16 protein-coding genes are annotated in these 16764 nt (G+C 72.5%); 10 read left to right on the top strand and 6 right to left on the bottom strand.

All coding sequences use genetic code 11. The features are described 5' to 3' along the window. The first annotated feature begins 130 nt into the window (after positions 1-130). Positions 131-1057: an RNA polymerase sigma factor SigF gene (locus AB0K65_RS13295; protein WP_365715928.1), complete on the top strand. Its 927-nt coding sequence runs from the start codon at positions 131-133 to the stop codon at positions 1055-1057. A gap of 190 nt (positions 1058-1247) precedes the next feature. Here AB0K65_RS13295 and hutI read toward each other — a convergent pair whose 3' ends face one another. From hutI to hutU, 4 genes are read right to left on the bottom strand one after another with little or no spacing between them, the layout of a single operon-like run. Further along, the gene (gene hutI, locus AB0K65_RS13290; protein ID WP_365715927.1) at positions 1248-2507 is read right to left on the bottom strand and encodes an imidazolonepropionase; all 1260 of its coding nucleotides are present in this window, start codon (positions 2505-2507) and stop codon (positions 1248-1250) included. Between the two features lie 17 nt (positions 2508-2524). Next, positions 2525-3883 (bottom strand): formimidoylglutamate deiminase, encoded by a 1359-nt coding sequence (locus AB0K65_RS13285; protein WP_365715926.1) that lies wholly within the window; start codon positions 3881-3883, stop codon positions 2525-2527. After that, positions 3874-5064, bottom strand: coding sequence for an allantoate amidohydrolase (locus tag AB0K65_RS13280; protein WP_365715961.1), 1191 nt, complete (start codon positions 5062-5064; stop codon positions 3874-3876). The genes AB0K65_RS13285 and AB0K65_RS13280 overlap by 10 nt, the downstream gene beginning before the upstream one ends. 17 nt (positions 5065-5081) lie before the next feature. Next, positions 5082-6746, bottom strand: coding sequence for a urocanate hydratase (gene hutU, locus AB0K65_RS13275; RefSeq protein ID WP_365715925.1), 1665 nt, complete (start codon positions 6744-6746; stop codon positions 5082-5084). 103 nt (positions 6747-6849) lie between these two features. Here hutU and AB0K65_RS13270 point away from each other — a divergent pair, with 103 nt between their 5' ends. From AB0K65_RS13270 to AB0K65_RS13240, 7 genes are all read left to right on the top strand, one after another. Next, positions 6850-8187, top strand: coding sequence for a diaminopimelate decarboxylase (locus AB0K65_RS13270; RefSeq protein ID WP_365715924.1), 1338 nt, complete (start codon positions 6850-6852; stop codon positions 8185-8187). A 41-nt stretch (positions 8188-8228) separates the two neighbouring features. Next, on the top strand, positions 8229-8693 hold the full coding sequence (locus AB0K65_RS13265) for an SRPBCC family protein (protein ID WP_365715923.1): 465 nt from the start codon (positions 8229-8231) through the stop codon (positions 8691-8693). A 149-nt stretch (positions 8694-8842) separates the two neighbouring features. Further along, on the top strand, positions 8843-10180 hold the full coding sequence (locus AB0K65_RS13260; RefSeq protein WP_365715922.1) for an APC family permease: 1338 nt from the start codon (positions 8843-8845) through the stop codon (positions 10178-10180). 188 nt (positions 10181-10368) lie between these two features. After that, positions 10369-10782, top strand: a complete 414-nt coding sequence (locus tag AB0K65_RS13255; RefSeq protein WP_365715921.1) for a hypothetical protein — start codon at positions 10369-10371, stop codon at positions 10780-10782. After that, positions 10779-11537 carry a transcriptional regulator gene (locus AB0K65_RS13250; protein WP_365715920.1) on the top strand — a complete coding sequence of 253 codons (759 nt, stop codon included), beginning with the start codon at positions 10779-10781 and terminating at the stop codon, positions 11535-11537. The genes AB0K65_RS13255 and AB0K65_RS13250 overlap by 4 nt, the downstream gene beginning before the upstream one ends. A gap of 41 nt (positions 11538-11578) precedes the next feature. Then, a complete protein-coding gene (locus tag AB0K65_RS13245) occupies positions 11579-11983 on the top strand; it encodes a roadblock/LC7 domain-containing protein (RefSeq protein ID WP_365715919.1) in 405 nt (134 codons plus the stop codon). 58 nt (positions 11984-12041) lie between these two features. After that, complete coding sequence (locus AB0K65_RS13240; protein ID WP_365715918.1) at positions 12042-12413, top strand: hypothetical protein; 372 nt, start codon at positions 12042-12044, stop codon at positions 12411-12413. Between the two features lie 5 nt (positions 12414-12418). Here the strand turns inward: AB0K65_RS13240 and AB0K65_RS13235 are convergent, their stop codons facing one another. Continuing rightward, a complete protein-coding gene (locus AB0K65_RS13235) occupies positions 12419-13258 on the bottom strand; it encodes a MurR/RpiR family transcriptional regulator (protein ID WP_365715917.1) in 840 nt (279 codons plus the stop codon). A gap of 119 nt (positions 13259-13377) precedes the next feature. Here AB0K65_RS13235 and AB0K65_RS13230 point away from each other — a divergent pair, with 119 nt between their 5' ends. Continuing rightward, the gene (locus AB0K65_RS13230; protein WP_365715916.1) at positions 13378-13785 is read left to right on the top strand and encodes a hypothetical protein; all 408 of its coding nucleotides are present in this window, start codon (positions 13378-13380) and stop codon (positions 13783-13785) included. A 315-nt stretch (positions 13786-14100) separates the two neighbouring features. Here the strand turns inward: AB0K65_RS13230 and AB0K65_RS13225 are convergent, their stop codons facing one another. Beyond that, positions 14101-15498 carry a cystathionine beta-synthase gene (locus AB0K65_RS13225; protein WP_365715915.1) on the bottom strand — a complete coding sequence of 466 codons (1398 nt, stop codon included), beginning with the start codon at positions 15496-15498 and terminating at the stop codon, positions 14101-14103. A 119-nt stretch (positions 15499-15617) separates the two neighbouring features. On the opposite strand from AB0K65_RS13225, the gene AB0K65_RS13220 reads away from it, so the two are divergent. Continuing rightward, on the top strand, positions 15618-16625 hold the full coding sequence (locus AB0K65_RS13220; protein ID WP_365715960.1) for an SGNH/GDSL hydrolase family protein: 1008 nt from the start codon (positions 15618-15620) through the stop codon (positions 16623-16625). The last annotated feature ends 139 nt before the right edge of the window (positions 16626-16764 follow it).

The raw sequence follows: 16764 nt of genomic DNA, 5'->3' as shown, positions 1-16764 counted from the left end.
GGCCTCTGCCATATAACGCATCAAAAAGGACAATTGACACTTGCAACGATCCCCGGGAAGCAGGTAGGGCTAGTAACCGACATCCGACACGACCGGCTTTGGAGGCGCCGCAAACCGCAGCGAAAGAACGATGGAGGAGACCATGTCACCCCGGCTCGACGCTCCGCGTACCCCCGACGCGCCGTCGGCAATCACCACGCCCCCCACCCACGATCTCGGCCCCGGCTCGGGCCTCGGCTCCGACGCCGGCCTCGGCCTCGGCCTTCCCGAGATCCCGCCCTTCGACCAGGTCCAGGCCCTGGACGCCCGGGCGCTCTCGAAGACCCTGTTCGCCCGCCTCGAAGGCCTCGAGGAGGGCACACACGAGTACGCGTACGTCCGCAACACGCTCGTCGAGCTCAACCTCGCCCTGGTCAAGTTCGCCGCCTCACGGTTCCGCTCCCGCAGCGAGCCGATGGAGGACATCATCCAGGTGGGCACGATCGGTCTCATCAAGGCCATCGACCGCTTCGAGCTCTCCCGGGGCGTCGAGTTCCCCACCTTCGCGATGCCGACGATCATCGGCGAGATCAAGCGCTTCTTCCGCGACACCTCGTGGTCCGTGCGCGTGCCGCGACGGCTGCAGGAGCTCCGCCTCGACCTCGCCAAGGCGGGCGACGAGCTGGCCCAGCGGCTCGACCGCACGCCGACCGTGGGCGAACTCGCCGCGGAGCTCGACCTGAGCCGCGAAGAGGTCGTCGAGGGCATGACCGCCAGCAACGCGTACACCGCGAGCTCGCTGGACGCCCAGCCCGACGACGACGACGGCGAGGGCGCGCTCGCGAACCGCATCGGCTACGAGGACGACGCCATCGAGGGCGTCGAGTACATCGAGTCCCTCAAGCCGATCATCGCCTCCCTGCCCTCCCGTGAGCGGCGCATCCTCTCGCTCCGCTTCGTCGCCGGCCTCACCCAGTCGGAGATCGGCGAGGAGCTCGGCATCTCACAGATGCACGTCTCCCGGCTGCTCTCCCGCACGCTGGGCCGGCTGCGCAAGGGGCTGACCCTGGAGGAGTGAGCGCGGGGCGCCGGCGCCGGCCGCACGCCTGCGAGCCCGCCGCGAGACGCCATGCGGAAAGGGCCCGTTCCGACCGAACGGGCCCTTCCGCCGTTTTCGCACACACTTGTCCCTGCTGCTCCTGCCCTGCGGCGCGCCGGTCATGCGCGGAGCGGCGGCGCTCGCGGGCTCCGCCGGATCGGGCTGGTGGTCAGCGGGTTCGCGCGCCGGTGAGGACTCCGCGGCGCCAGACGTCGGTCACCAGGGGGACTCCGGGGCGGTAGGCGAGGTGGACGTGGGAGGGGGCGTCCAGAAGCGAGAGGTCCGCGTAGGCGCCCGGGGAGAGGCGGCCGACGTCCGTGCGGCGGAGGGCGGCGGCGCCGCCGGCCGTGGCGGACCAGAGGGCCTCGTCCGGGGTCATCCCCATGTCCCGTACCGCCAGCGCGACGCAGAACGGGACGGAGCTGGTGAACGAGGAGCCGGGGTTGCAGTCGGTGGACAGGGCCACGGTGACGCCCGCGTCCAGGAGGCGGCGGGCGTCGGGCCACGCGGCGCGGGTGGAGAACTCGGCGCCGGGCAGCAGGGTGGCGACGGTGTCGCCCGAGGCCAGGGCGTCCACGTCGGCGTCCGTCAGGTGGGTGCAGTGGTCGGCGCTCGCCGCGTCCAGTTCGACGGCGAGCTGGACGCCGGGGCCGTACGAGAGCTGGTTGGCGTGCACGCGCGGGTGCAGGCCCCTGGCCTTGCCGGCCGTCAGGACGGCCCGCGCCTGGTCCCCGTCGAACGCGCCCTTCTCGCAGAAGACGTCGATCCAACGGGCGTAGGGGGCGCAGGCGTCCAGCATCTCGCCGGTGACGAGGTCGACGTACGCGGCGGGGTCGTCGGCGTAGTCCGGGGACACGATGTGCGCGCCGAGGTAGGTGACCTCGTCGGTGTGGGCGGCGGCGATCCGCAGGGCGCGGGCCTCGTCCTCGACGGTCAGGCCGTATCCGGACTTGGTCTCGAAGGTCGTCGTGCCCTGGGCGAGGGCCTCGCGGAGGTAGCGGGCGACGTTCGCCGAGAGGGCCTCGTCGGAGGCCGCGCGCGTGGCCGCGACCGTCGTGCGGATGCCGCCTGCGGCGTAGGGCTGCCCGGACATCCGGGCGTTGAACTCCGCCGTGCGGTCGCCCGCGAAGACCAGGTGCGAGTGGGAGTCCACGAACCCGGGGATCACCGCCCGGCCGCCGGCGTCGACCCGGTTGTCAGTGGCGGGTGCTTTTCTTGATTCACCGACCCAGACGACCCGGTCGCCGTCGATGACGACGGCCGCGTCCTGGATCAGGCCGAGAGGGGTTCCATCACCGAGGGAGGGGTCGTTGGTGACGAGGCTGGCGATGTTGACGATGGCGGTGGCCGCCGTCGCCACGGGGCTGTTCGTGCTCGTCGGCGCGGAGGTCGCCGCGGGGCTGTTCGTCGCCGCAGGGCCCGTGTTCATGGTGAGGGGTGTCTCCTTCAGCCGCGCAGGGCGGCGATCGAGTCGGCGAGGGCCCGGGGTACGTCCGGGACGGACTGGTGCACCCCGTCGACCACGACGGGCCGTCCCGCCACGACCGTGTGCCGGACGTCCGCTGCCGACGCTGCGAATACCGCCGTCTCGGCTGCCAGACGCGGCACCGGTCCCGCTGTCCTGACGGAGTCCAGGGCGATCGTCGTGAAGTCGGCGAGGGCGCCCGCCGCCAGGCGGCCCGCCTCGCTCCAGCCGAGGGCCGCGTGGCCGTCGGCGGAGGCGGCCCGCAGCAGGGCGGCGGCCGTCCAGTGGCCGCGGGTGCGGGTGCGCAGGCGCTCGTTCAGCTCCATGGCCCTGGCCTCCTCCAGGAGGTCGATGACCGCGTGGCTGTCGCTGCCGAGCGACAGCGGCGAGCCCGCCCGCTGGAGGGCGACGGCCGGGCCGATGCCGTCCGCGAGGTCGCGTTCGGTCGTCGGGCACATGCAGGTGCCGGTCGTCGTGGAGCCGAGCAGCGCGATGTCGGCGTCGGTGAGGTGGGTGTTGTGGACGCCGGTCGTCAGCGGGCCCAGCACGCCGTGGTCGGCGAGCAGCCGCGTCGGGGTGCGGCCGTGGGCGGCGAGGCAGGCGTCGTTCTCGGCCGTCTGCTCCGAGAGGTGGACGTGCAGGGGCGCCCCCCGCTCCCGGGCCCAGGAGGCCACCGTGGCCAGCTGGTCGGCGGGGACGGCCCGTACGGAGTGGATGGCCGCCCCGATCCGGACGCCGTCGTCCGGGCGCTCCTTCAGCAGGGACGCGCGCCCCGCCCAGGCGTCCGCCGTGCCGTCGGAGAAGCGGAGCTGGTGCCGGTCGGGGGCCGCGCCGAAGCCGGAGGAGAGGTAGGCGGTGTCGAGGAGGGTGATGCGGATGCCGGCGTCGGCGGCCGCGGCGATCAGGGCCTCGCCCATGGCGTTGGGGTCGGCGTAGGGGGTGCCGCCGGGCGCGTGGTGGAGGTAGTGGAACTCCCCGACGGCGGTGATGCCGGCCAGCGCCATCTCGGCGTACACGGCCCGGGCGAGGGCGTGGTAGGTCTCCGGGGTCAGCCGGGAGGCGACCTGGTACATCACCTCGCGCCAGGTCCAGAAGGTGCCGGAGCCGACCTGGACGGTCCCGCGCAGGGCCCGGTGGAAGGCGTGCGAGTGGGCGTTGGCGAGGCCGGGGACGGTCAGGCCGCGCAGGACGACGGCGCCGGGCGGCGGGGCGGCGGCCCCCGTGCGGACCGCCGCGATCCGGCCGTCCGCCACCTCCAGGGCCACGCCCGGCTCGACGTTCGTGTCGAGCCAGGCGTGCTCCAGCCAGTACGTCGTCCGCGCGCCGGTGCTCAGCTGCACGCCAGTCCTTCCAGTACGTCGGCGAGTGCGAGGACCCCGGCCACGCAGTCGTCCTCGGCCGCGAACTCGGCCGGGGAGTGCGAGACGCCCGTGGGGTTCCGTACGAACAGCATGGCGGTCGGGAGGGAGTCCGAGAGGATTCCGGCGTCGTGTCCCGCGCCCGTGCCGAGGACGGGGGTCTTCTCCCCGAGGATTCCGGCCAGCTCGTCCCTGAGCGCGTGGGCGAACTCCACGACCGGGGTGAAGGACTCCCGGACGACGGTGAGGTCGATGCCGTGGCGGGTGGCGTGGTCGCGGGCGGCGGTCTCGATGCCGGCCGTGACAGTGTCCAGGGAATCCTGGTCGGCGGCCCGGGCGTCGAGCCAGCCGCGGACGAGGGAGGGGATGGCGTTGACCCCGTTCGGCTCGACGGCGATCTTGCCGAAGGTGGCGACGGCGCCGGCGAGTTCGGCCTCGCGCCGGGCGGCGAGGACGGTCTCGGCGTAGGTGAGCATCGGGTCGCGGCGGTCGACGAGGCGGGTGGTGCCGGCGTGGTTGGCCTCGCCGGCGAAGTCGTACCGCCAGCGGCCGTGCGGCCAGATCGCGGAGGCGATGCCGACGGCGTCCCCGGAGAGGTCCAGGGCGCGGCCCTGCTCGACGTGGAGTTCGACGAAGGCGCCGATCCGCGCGAGGCGCTCGGGGTCGGGGCCGATGGCCTCGGGGTCGTGGCCGGCGGCCTCCATGGCCTGCGGGAGCGTGATGCCGTCGGCGTCGCGGAGCCGGTACGCCTGCTCCTTGGTCAGCCGGCCGGCGGCGAGCCGGGAGCCGACGCAGGCGAGACCGAAGCGGGCGCCTTCCTCGTCGCCGAAGTTGACGATGGCGAAGGGTCGCTTGAACTGCACCTTCCGGTTGCGGAGCTCGTCGAGCGCGGCGAAGGAGGACACGACACCGAGGGGGCCGTCGAAGGCGCCGCCGTCGGGGACGGAGTCCAGGTGGGAGCCGGTGACGACGGCGTCGCCGGCCGCCGGGTCGCCGAGCCAGGCCCACTGGTTGCCGTTCCGGTCGACCTCGTAGTTCAGCCGGCGGGCCTCCGCCTGCATCCGGAACCAGAGCCGGCAGTCGGCGTCGGCGCCGGTCCAGGCGTAGCGGCGGTAGCCCCCCGAGGCGTCGCTGCGGCCGATGGGCCGCAGCGAGCGCCACATGGCGTGGAAGGAGTCGCTCACGCGGAGCCGTCCTCGCGCATGGGGACCCGTACGCCCTTGTCGTCCGCGACGGACTCGGCGATGTCGTAGCCGGCGTCGACGTGGCGGATGACGCCCATGCCGGGGTCGTTCGTCAGAACGCGGCGGATCTTCTCGCCGGCCAGCGGGGTGCCGTCGGCGACGGTGACCTGTCCGGCGTGGATGGAGCGGCCCATGCCGACGCCGCCGCCGTGGTGGAGGGAGACCCAGGAGGCGCCGGAGGCGACGTTGACCATGGCGTTCAGGAGCGGCCAGTCGGCGATGGCGTCCGAGCCGTCGAGCATCGCCTCGGTCTCGCGGTACGGGGAGGCGACCGAGCCGCAGTCGAGGTGGTCCCGGCCGATGGCGAGGGGGGCGGCGAGCTCGCCGGAGGCGACCATGTCGTTGAAGCGCTCGCCGGCGCGGTCGCGCTCGCCGTAGCCGAGCCAGCAGATGCGGGCCGGCAGGCCCTGGAAGTGGACCCGCTCGCCGGCCATCTTGATCCAGCGGTGGAGGGACTCGTTCTCCGGGAAGAGTTCCAGCATGGCCTTGTCGGTCTTGGCGATGTCCGACGCCTCGCCCGAGAGCGCCGCCCAGCGGAAGGGGCCCTTGCCCTCGCAGAAGAGGGGGCGGATGTAGGCGGGGACGAAGCCGGGGAAGGCGAACGCCCGGTCGTAGCCCGCCAGCTGGGCCTCGCCCCGGATGGAGTTGCCGTAGTCGAAGACCTCGGCGCCGGCGTCCATGAAGCCGACCATGGCCTCGACGTGCTTGGCCATGGACTCGCGGGCCCGGGTCGTGAAGCCCGCCGGGTCCTTGGCGGCGGCGCTCGCCATGTCGTCGAAGTCGACGCCGACCGGGAGGTAGGAGAGCGGGTCGTGGGCCGAGGTCTGGTCGGTCACGATGTCGATCGGGGCGCCCTCGGCGAGCATCCGCGGGAGCAGTTCGGCCGCGTTGCCGAGGAGGCCGATGGAGAGCGGGCGGCGGGCGTCGCGCGCCTCGGTCGCCAGCGCGAGCGCGTGGGCGAGGCTGTCGGCCTTCACGTCGAGGTAGCGGTGCTCGATGCGTCGCTCGATGGCGCGCGGGTCGACGTCGATGCAGATCGCGACGCCGTCGTTCATCGTCACGGCGAGCGGCTGGGCACCGCCCATGCCGCCGAGGCCGGCGGTCAGCGTGATGGTGCCGGCGAGGGTGCCGCCGAACTTCTTCGCCGCCACGGCCGCGAAGGTCTCGTAGGTGCCCTGGAGGATGCCCTGCGTACCGATGTAGATCCACGACCCGGCCGTCATCTGGCCGTACATGGTGAGCCCCAGCTGCTCCAGGCGGCGGAACTCCTCCCAGTTCGCCCAGTCGCCGACCAGGTTGGAGTTGGCGATGAGCACGCGGGGCGCCCATTCGTGCGTCTGCATGACGCCGACGGGACGGCCGGACTGGACCAGCATCGTCTCGTCCTGCTTCAGCGTGCGCAGCGTGCGGACCATGGCGTCGAAGGAGCGCCAGTCGCGGGCGGCCTTGCCGGTGCCGCCGTAGACCACCAGCTTGTCGGGGTGCTCGGCGACCTCGGGGTCGAGATTGTTCTGCAGCATGCGGAGGGCAGCCTCCTGCTGCCATCCCAGGGCGCTCAGTTCCGTACCGCGCGGGGCCCGTACGGGGCGGGGTCCTGACATGGGGCGGCCTCCTCCGATGTGATTCAGTTATTCACATCCTGGACTGCTGAATATCTGTAGTCAACAGCTGCGTCCGCCCGCCACCCGGTGGTGGGATGGGGTCATGGCTTCCCACCGTCGCGATCAGGCCGTCCGTGCCGCCGTCGAACAAGGCCTCCTCTCCCCCACCGACCCCTCGCAGCAGATCGTCGCCCTCCTCGACACGGCCGGCGTCCGCGCCTCCGCCGCCGCCCTCGTCGACGCCTTCGCCGCCGTCACCGACGCCCCCGTCCTGCACGCCTTCGCCGTGAAGGCCGCCCCGCTCGTGCCGGTCCTGCGCCTGCTGCACGACGCCGGGCTCGGCGCCGAGGTCGCGAGCCCCGGCGAGCTGGCCCTGGCCCGGGCGGCCGGCGTCCCGGCGGCCCGTACCGTCCTGGACTCCCCCGCCAAGACACCCGCCGACCTGCGCCAGGCCCTCGCCCTGGGCATCGCCGTCAACGCCGACAACCTGCAGGAGCTGGCCCGGATCGACGCGCTCGTCGCCTCCGCGCCGACGGCGAGCCCGATCGGCCTGCGGGTGAACCCGCAGATCGGGGCCGGTTCGATCGGCGCCCTGTCCACCGCGACGGCCACCTCCAAGTTCGGGGTCGCGCTGCGCGACGAAGGCGCCCGTGATGCCGTCGTCCAGGCGTACCTCGACCGGCCCTGGATGACCCGGCTGCACACCCACACCGGCTCCCAGGGCATCCCGCTCGCCCTGATGGCCGAAGGGGTCGCCGCCGCCCACGCACTGGCCGAGGAGATCAACACCAAGGCCGGACGACAGCAGATCGACACCCTCGACATCGGCGGCGGGCTGCCCGTGAACTTCGCCTCCGACGAGGAGACCCCGACCTACGCGGAGTACGCCCGGCTGCTCGCCGCGACCGCCCCGGGCCTCCTCGACGGGCGCTACGCCCTCGTGACCGAGTTCGGCCGGTCCCTGCTGGCCAAGCACGGCACGATCCTGGCCCGTGTGGAGTACACCAAGACCTCCGGCGGGCGGCCCATCGCCGTCACCCACGCCGGGGTCCAGGTCGCCACCCGCACGGTCTACGCCCCCGAGTCCTGGCCTCTGCGCGTCCTCGCCTACGACGCCGACGGCCGGCCCCGCACCGGCCCGGACGTCCCGCAGGACGTCGTCCAGGACGTGGCCGGGCCCGCCTGCTTCGCCGGCGACATGCTCGCCGTCGGCCGCGCGCTGCCGCTCCTGCGGCCCCGGGACATCGTCGCCGTGCCGGACACCGGCGCGTACTACTTCGCCCACCACTACGCCTACAACAGCCTGCCCCGGCCCGGTATCCACGGATTCACCCTCGACGAGGAGGGCGCCGTCTCCTTCACGACCGTCCGCAGGCCCCAGACACTCGACGAGATCGTCGCCGAGTCCGGCGGGGACCGGCCCGACGCCCTGCTGCCGTAGCAAGGGGAGCGGGCGCCGGTGCCCGGTGCTTCCATGGAGCCATGGCTACCAAGAGCGTCGTCGTCGAACGCAGGATCCAGGCGTCTCCCGGGCCGGTCTGGGAGACGCTGACCGACCTCAAGGGCCTGGAGCGGATCCTCGGCGGCGTCGACCGGGTCGAGGTGCTGACCGAGGGCGGCTTCGGGGTCGGCACCCGCTGGCGGGAGACCCGCACCATGCTCGGCAAGGCGGCCACGGAGGAGATGACCGTGACCGAGAGCGAGCCGCCCGACCGGTACGTCACGGTGGCCGACTCCCACGGCATGCGCTACGTCTCGGAGATCGCGCTCAGGCCGGACGGCGCCGGGGCGACGACGGTACGGATGACGTTCTCGGCCACCCCCGCCGCCGGCCGCTCGACAGGGCTGCTCGCCCGGCTCCTCGGCGGCCTCGGCGCCAAGGCCGTGAGCCGGGCCCTCGCCAAGGACCTCGACGACGTGGCCGCCTCCGTGGAGCGCCGCGCCTGAAGACGCGGCGGGACGCGCGAGCCCGTACGGAACGCTCCCCCGCCGGATGACGGGCCGGGCGCCCGAGCCGTACGCCCGACCGGCAGACGGGCATCAGATCACCGCCCTGGGGCAGGACCATCCCATTCGCACACGGGAAAGGGGTCCCCATGGCCGCAGAGGCGTCCCGACAGCCCGCCCTCAAAAGGGTGCTCGGGCCCAAGCTGCTGATCCTGTTCGTCATCGGCGACATCCTGGGCACCGGCATCTACGCCACGACGGGCAAAGTCGCGGGCAAGGTCGGCGGCGCGCTCTGGCTGCCTTTCGCGATCGGCTTCGTCGTCGCGCTGCTCACCGCCGCCTCGTACGTCGAACTCGTCGGCAAGTACCCGAAGGCGGCCGGCGCAGCGCTCTACACCCAGAAGGCGTTCAAGGTCCCCTTCCTCACCTTCATCGTCGCCTTCATGGTGATGTGCTCGGGCCTCTCCTCCGCGAGCGCGGCGGCCCGGGCGTTCAGCGGGGACTACTTCCACGAGTTCACCGACGCGATTCCGCCGACCCTCATCGCCGTCGTCTTCCTCGTCGCCCTCGCCTGCCTCGCGCTGCGCGGTGTGTCGGAGTCGGTGAAGACCAACGTCGTGCTCACCGTCGTGGAGCTGAGCGGCCTCCTGATCATCCTCGGGATCGGCGCCTGGGCGGTGCTCAACGGCGACGGAGAGCCGTCCCGGCTCGGCGACTTCGAGGCGTCGGGAAGCGGCTACGCCCTGATGACCAGCGTGCTGGGCGCCACCGCGCTCGGCTTCTTCGCCTTCGTCGGCTTCGAGGACTCCGTCAACATGGCCGAGGAGACCCGGGATCCGGTCCGCACCTTCCCTCGGGCCATCTTCACCGGCGTGGCCGTCACCGGCACCGTCTACGTCCTGGTCGCCCTGGTCTCCTCGCTCCTCGTCGACCACCGGACCCTGGAGAACTCCAGCGGCCCGCTCCTCGAGGTCGTGAAGGCCGGCGGGGTCGACTTCCCGCCGAAACTCTTCGCGCTGATCGCGCTGTTCGCGGTCACCAACTCCGCGCTCATCAACATCATGATGGCGTCCCGGCTCTGCTACGGCCTCGCCAACGAGAGGATCCTGCCCCGGGTCATGGGCAAGGTCCTGAAGCACCGGCGCACGCCCCTCAGCGGCATCGTGTTCGTCACCCTCCTCGCCATCGGTCTGGTCTGCACGGGAGAGATCGAGGGTCTCGGCGACACCACGGCGTTCCTCCTGCTGTGCGTCTTCGCGGTGGTCAACATCGCCGTTCTCGTGCTGCGCAAGGACCGGGTGGAGCATGCTCATTTCCGTACCCCGACGGTGCTTCCCGTGCTCGGCGCCATCACCGCGGTCGTTCTGGCGAGCCCGCTCGCGGAGCGGTCGGCGGACGTGTACATCCGGGCCGGAGTGCTGGTGGCCATCGGCATCGGGCTGTGGGCGGTCAACAAGGCCGTCCTGCGGGCCCGGCGGGAGGACTGAGCCGGCGCTCCCGGGCCACGGGAGCGGCTGCCGCGCGGCCCCGCCGGGGCCGCGCGGGACGGCATAACGATCGGGAGGGCGGCATGTTCCGATGGAAAATGCCAGAACGCCTGACCGAGGCCCGCGACGTTCAGTAACGTCACGGTCACTGCCGTACGTCCGCACGCCGCATCGGGAGGGGAGTCCGCGTGCCCGGAATCGACGAGTGCCTGCTGGAAGCCATGACCCTGCCGGGCGCCCGAGGGGCCTCGCTGGTCGACTGGACCAGCGGCCTCGCGCTCGGCACGGCGGGCGAATCGCCGGTCGGCGACCACGAGACGACCGCCGCCGAGACGGCCGAACTGGCGCGCGCCGCCGCCGAGTACGACTCCTTCGCGACCGCTCCCGCCCCAGGCGCCCCGGCCGAGTCCTCCTCCCCCAAGGGGCCGCCCGTCGAGGACCTGATCGTCACCACCCGCGCCGGCTACCACGTCCTGCGCTTCGTCGAGACGTCCTTCGACAGCAGCGTCTTCCTCCACCTGTGGCTCGACCGCGACACCGGCAACCTGGCCCTCGCCAGGATCCGGCTGCGCGACCTCGCCGAGAGGCTGGTCCTCGGATGACCGTCTCCCCGATGCTCACCCGCCTCGCCTCCGAGCGCGCCACCGGCGCCCTGCTGCGCGACCACGGCACGCTCTACCTCGTCGACGGCCGGGTGGTGCACGCCGAGAGCCCGGCCGCGCCCGGCCTCGACGTGCTGCTGACCGCCGCCGGCCGGCTGCCCCGCGAGAACTGGGACGAGGCCGTGGACCGCGCCGGGGCCCGCCGCCAGGTCGGCAGGTTCCTGGTCGACAGCGGCCGGCTGGGCGACGGAGAGCTGGAGATATGCCACCTCGGCGCCGTCTTCGACGCGGCCTTCTTCGTGCTCGCCCCCGGCAGCGGTCCGACGCGCTTCCGGTACGGGGTGGCGCACTGGTTCGGCACGGTGCGGCCGGTCTCCGCCGAGGCCGTCGAGCGCGAGACCGTACGCCGGCGTGAACTGCTCGACGCCGTCTGGCCGTACGCCGCCGTCGACAGGACCGCGGTCGTGCCCCGCCCCGCCTCTCCCGGTCAGACGGTGAGCCCGCGCCAGCGGGCCCTGCTGGCCGCCGCCGACGGGGCACGCACCCCCGCGGACATCGCCCGGGCGCTCGGGCGTCCGGCGTTCCACACACTGCTCGACGTGCGGCGCCTCGCGGCCGCCGGTCTCGTCGAGACCCCCCTCGAATCCCCGCCGGCCGCCCCGCCCACCGTCCCGACCTGGGTCGGCGATCTCGCGGCCGATCCCGACATCGCCCTGCTGCGCCGGCTCCGTGACGCCCTGGAGGCAAGCCTGTGATGAGGCGTGCCCTGCGCCTGCGCGCCGAGAGGAGACAGCTGATGACGGCAGAAGCCGAGGTACTCGGCGAGCTGAGACGGCTGCGGGCCCGGCTGCCCCAGCTGACCGGCGCACTCGCCGCCAGCGCCGACGGGCTGGTGCTCGCACAGGACACGGTCGACACGGAGGCGGAGGGGGTGGCGGCGCTGACCGCGGCCGCCCTCGGCGTCGCGCAGCGGCTCACCGACTCCACCGGCCAGGGCGCCTTCCGGGAACTACTCGTCCGGGGTGAGCGCGGCTACGTCGCCACGTACGCGGCGGGCGGCTCCGCCGTCCTCACCCTGCTCGCCGAACCCAGGATCAACGTGGGCCGGCTGCACCTGGAGGCCCGGCGCTCCAGCGCCCGGATAGGCGAGCTCGTCGACGAGGCGCTGGAACGCAAGGACACGAACGGACACCCCTCTTAGCGACATCCCGACCCATCCCCCGCAACCCCATCCGGATACGAAAAGGAAGTACCCACCCATGGCGAACACCGAGACCGCCCTCAAGGAAGCCGCGTCCATCGACGGAGCGATCGGCGCCGCGCTGGTCGACTACACCAGCGGCATGGCCCTCGGCACGATCGGCGGAGGCAAGGACCTGGACCTCACCGTGGCCGCCGCCGGGAACACCGACGTCGTCCGCGCCAAGGTCAGGACGATGGAGATGCTCGGCCTCCAGGAGGACATCGAGGACATCCTGATCACCCTCGGCACCCAGTACCACCTGATCCGGCTGCTGAAGGGACGGGGCACCAACGGTCTCTTCCTGTACCTGGCGCTGAGCAAGGACCGGGCGAACCTGGCGATGGCCCGGCACCAGCTGAAGAAGATCGAGGCCGAACTGGATGTCTGACCGGCTCACTCCACGAAGAGACCGCGCACCGCCGCCTTCGTGTCGAACTCCTCGAGACGCGCCTGGGCGTCGGGCAGTTCGTCCGCCATCGACTCCAGGAGCACCCGGCCGAGCAGCATCGGGGCGCACGCCGTGTCGAAGGCGAGGCCTGTGCCGACGGCGGCCGGGATCAGCAGGTCGCTGTGGGCGGCGACGGGCGCGAACGCCGACTCCGCGACCGTCACGACGGTCAGCCCGGCGGCCCGAGCGTACGCGAGGGTCTCGACGACCTCTCGCGGATGGCGGGGCAGCGCGAAGCAGAGCAGGGCCGTCGCGCCGGCCCGTACGGCCGCGTCGATGCGGTCGGTGAGCATGGAGCCGCCCTCGTCGAGGAGGCGGACGTCAGGGTGGACCTTGGCGGCGAAGTACGCGAAGCCCCGGGCCTGCGAGGAGGCGGCGCGCAGCCCGAGCACCGGCAACGGCCGGGAGGCGGCGAGCAGCCGTCCGGCGCGCTCCACGGGTGCGGGGTCGGCGAGCAGCTCGGCGAGATGGCGCAGGTTCTCGATCTCGGCGAGGACGGCCTGCTGGTACTCGTTGTGCTCGCTGCGGTCACCCGCGCTCTTCTCGGCGGGCGCGACCTCGCGCAGGTGGCGGCGCAGGGCCGGGTAGCCGTCGAATCCGAGGGCGACGGCGAAGCGGGTGACGGAGGGCTGGCTGACGCCGGCCAGCTCGGCGAGCTCCACGCTGGACAGGAAGGGCACGTCGGCGGCCCGGCGCACCATGCAGTGCGCGATGCGCCGCTGTGTCGGTGTCAGCCGGTGGCCCTCGAAGAGCGCCTGCAGCCGTCCGGCCGGGCTGTCGCTCACGCCGTCCCCTTCCGCGTATTCATTCACCCCGAACTCTGCATGAGGATATGCAGGAGGGCAAGGAAAGACGGGGGCTGGCCCCACTGCCCCGCGGCCGGCGGCTCCGTACCGTAACGAGCATGGATACCCGCGACCCTGAGCTCAAGAACGAGCTGGACGCCACTTTGCACGCCCGCCGCGAGCTGGGCGCCGAGTACGAGGCCGCCTTGATCGAGTCCTTCCTCGGCAAGGTGGAGCAGAGCCTGGACACCACGATCGACCGCCAGGTCCGGCGCCGGCTGGCGGAGCAGCGCACGGCGGCGGCACGCGGCGGGCCATCGTCGGCCCTTCCGGGCACGGAGGGCTTCGGCGAGCGGTTCGGCTTCGGGATCATCTCGCTGATCGTCGCCGTCCCGCTGTCGGCCATCGCCGCCCATCAGGCGCAGCTGGAGGGCCTGATCGTGACCTGGCTCGGCATCGTGGGCGTGAACGCCGTGCACGCCTTCCGCGACCGCCTGCCCCTTCGCAGGGAGAAGGACGACCTCTAGGGCGTGTTTCGAAAGTCCCGCCTGCCCCGCGACGCCGCCACCCGAGCCCCGAGCCCCGAGAAAGTAGCAAGCGCTTGCGCGGGGACCGCCGCACCCCCATCACTGGGGGGCGGGACGACGGCGGTCCCCGCGAGGGACGCGGGCCCGGGTCAGGGCCGGTCTCCGCGTCCGCGGCGTGCTGAGGAGGTCCGGGAGCCGCTCCGTAGTCCTTGACGCCGACAACGACCAATGTGCCGGAGGCGTGTTAAGCGGGTGCTGCGGCCGCGTGTCGCGCTCGTACCGTTTTCGCGAACGCCCGAAGCACCCGCCTACGGCCTACTTGGCGACGCCCTTGACTCCTCCGCCGGCGAGGAAGGCGAGCAGGTCCTGACGGCTCACCACACCGGTCGGCTTGCCTTCGACCAGCACGATCGCCGCGTCGGCCGCGCCGAGTACGGACATGAGGTCGGCGACGGGCTCGCCCGAGCCGACCTGCGGCAGCGGCGGGCTCATGTGGCGCTCCAGGGCGTCCTCCAGGGAGGCGCGCTTGGTGAAGAGGGCGTCGAGGAGTTCGCGCTCGACGACGGAGCCGACGACCTCCGCGGCCATGACGTCGGGGTGGCCGGCGCCCGGCTTGACGATCGGCATCTGGGAGACGCCGTACTCCCGCAGGACCTCGATGGCCTGACCGACCGTCTCCTCGGGGTGCATGTGGACGAGGGAGGGCAGGCCGCCCTCCTTGTGGCGGAGCACGTCGGCGACGGTGGCGGACTCGGTGTCCTCCAGGAAGCCGTAGTCGGCCATCCACTCGTCGTTGAAGATCTTGGAGAGGTAGCCGCGGCCGGAGTCGGGCAGGATGACGACGACGATGTCGTCCGGGCCGAGCTCGCGGGCGACCTCGAGGGCGGCGACGACCGCCATGCCGCAGGAGCCGCCGACGAGGAGGCCCTCCTCCTTGGCGAGGCGGCGGGTCATCTGGAAGGAGTCCTTGTCGGACACGGCGACGATGCGGTCGGTGCCGTCGCGGTCGTAGGCGCTGGGCCAGAAGTCCTCGCCGACACCCTCGACGAGGTACGGCCGGCCGGAGCCGCCGGAGTAGACCGAGCCCTCGGGGTCGGCGCCGACGACCTGGACGGCGCCGCCGCTGACCTCCTTGAGGTACTTGCCGGTGCCGGAGATCGTGCCGCCGGTGCCGATGCCGGCGACGAAGTGGGTGATCTTCCCGTCCGTCTGCTCCCACAGCTCGGGGCCGGTGGTCTCGTAGTGCGAACGGGGGTTGTTCGGGTTCGAGTACTGGTCGGGCTTCCAGGCGCCGGGGGTCTCGCGTACGAGCCGGTCCGAGACGTTGTAGTACGAGTCGGGGTGCTCGGGGTCGACGGCGGTCGGGCAGACGACGACCTCGGCGCCGTAGGCCCGCAGCACGTTGATCTTGTCAGTGGACACCTTGTCGGGGCAGACGAAGATGCACTTGTAGCCCTTCTGCTGGGCCACGATGGCGAGGCCGACGCCCGTGTTGCCGGACGTGGGCTCGACGATCGTCCCGCCGGGCTTGAGAGCACCGCTCTCCTCGGCGGCTTCGATCATGCGGACCGCGATGCGGTCCTTGACCGATCCGCCGGGGTTGAAGTACTCGACCTTGGCCAGGACGGTCGCCTGAATGCCGGCTGTGACGTTGTTGAGCTTCACCAGCGGGGTGTTGCCGACGAGGCTGATCATCGAGTCGTGGAATTGCACCGTAATCTCCGGGGTCTCCGTAATGGTGCGGCCAGCGTATGCGTAGTCGGAGCGGGTTACGGGGCAGTTAGTCCCTGAACGGCTTGAAGGAGGTGACTGCCCCTATGTCGAGGGCGAGGGTGGCACGGCGGATCGCGGCGGGCGCCGCGTACGGCGGCGGGAGCATCGGGCTGCTCGGTGTGGCGGCGGTGGGGGTGCTCCTGGCCGAGGTGCAGCTGGCGAAGAGGTCGGTGGGCGGCGGGGTGGCACCGCTGCCACCGGCGACGGAGGGCCTGTACGGGCGTTCGTTCGTGACCTCGGATCCCGGCTCCTCCCCCTTGCGGATGGCCCTTCTGGGTGATTCGACGGCGGCGGGTCAGGGGGTCCGCCGGTCGGGTCAGACGCCGGGGGCGCTGCTGGCGTCGGGTCTGGCGGCGGTGGCGGAGCGTCCGGTGGACCTGAGGAACGTGGCCCTTCCGGGGGCGCGGTCGGACGATCTCGAACGTCAGGTGTCGTTGTTGCTGTCGGCCGCGACGGGGCCGCCGGACGTGTGCGTGATCATGATCGGTGCGAACGACGTGACGCACCGGATGCCGCCGACGGAGTCGGTGCGGCATCTGGCGGCGGCGGTGCGGCGGCTGCGGACGGCGGGGGCGGAGGTCGTGGTGGGGACCTGCCCGGACCTGGGGACGATCGAGCCGGTCTACCAGCCCTTGCGCTGGCTGGCGCGGCGGGTGTCGCGGCAGCTGGCGGCGGCGCAGACGATCGTCGTGGTGGAGCAGGGCGGGCGGACGGTGTCGCTCGGCGACCTGCTCGGGCCGGAGTTCGCGGCGAACCCGCGGGAGATGTTCGGGGTGGACAACTTCCATCCGTCGGCGGAGGGCTACGCGACGGCGGCGATGGCGGTCCTGCCGACACTGTGCGCGGCGCTGGGGGTGTGGCCGGAAACCGACCGCCTGGAGCCGGACCGTCGCGAGAACATGCTGCCGGTGGCGAAGGCGGCCGCGGAGGCGGTCAGGGAAGCCGGTACGGAGGTCACCGGGGCACGGGCCCCCTGGGCTCTGCTGAAGCACCGCCGTCGGCGGCGGCTGCCGGAGACCTCCGTGCCGGAGCCGGAGCCGTCCTCCGAGGACGTACATCGGCCATGATCAGGTCAGGCGGGAGGTCGGCGGACGACGGGGACCCCAGGGGCCCCCTCCACCGACACCCTCCGCCACGCCTCCCACGCCTCACCTTGACTGAGCGCTCGCTTAGAAAAGAGGCCCTCATCACACGGCCAGGCCGGTG

The sequence above is a fragment of the Streptomyces sp. NPDC053755 genome (assembly GCF_040677675.1).
GTDB lineage: Bacteria > Actinomycetota > Actinomycetes > Streptomycetales > Streptomycetaceae > Streptomyces.
The sequence above is the reverse complement of the archived record's forward strand: the minus strand, read 5'-3'. Positions and strand labels throughout refer to the sequence as shown.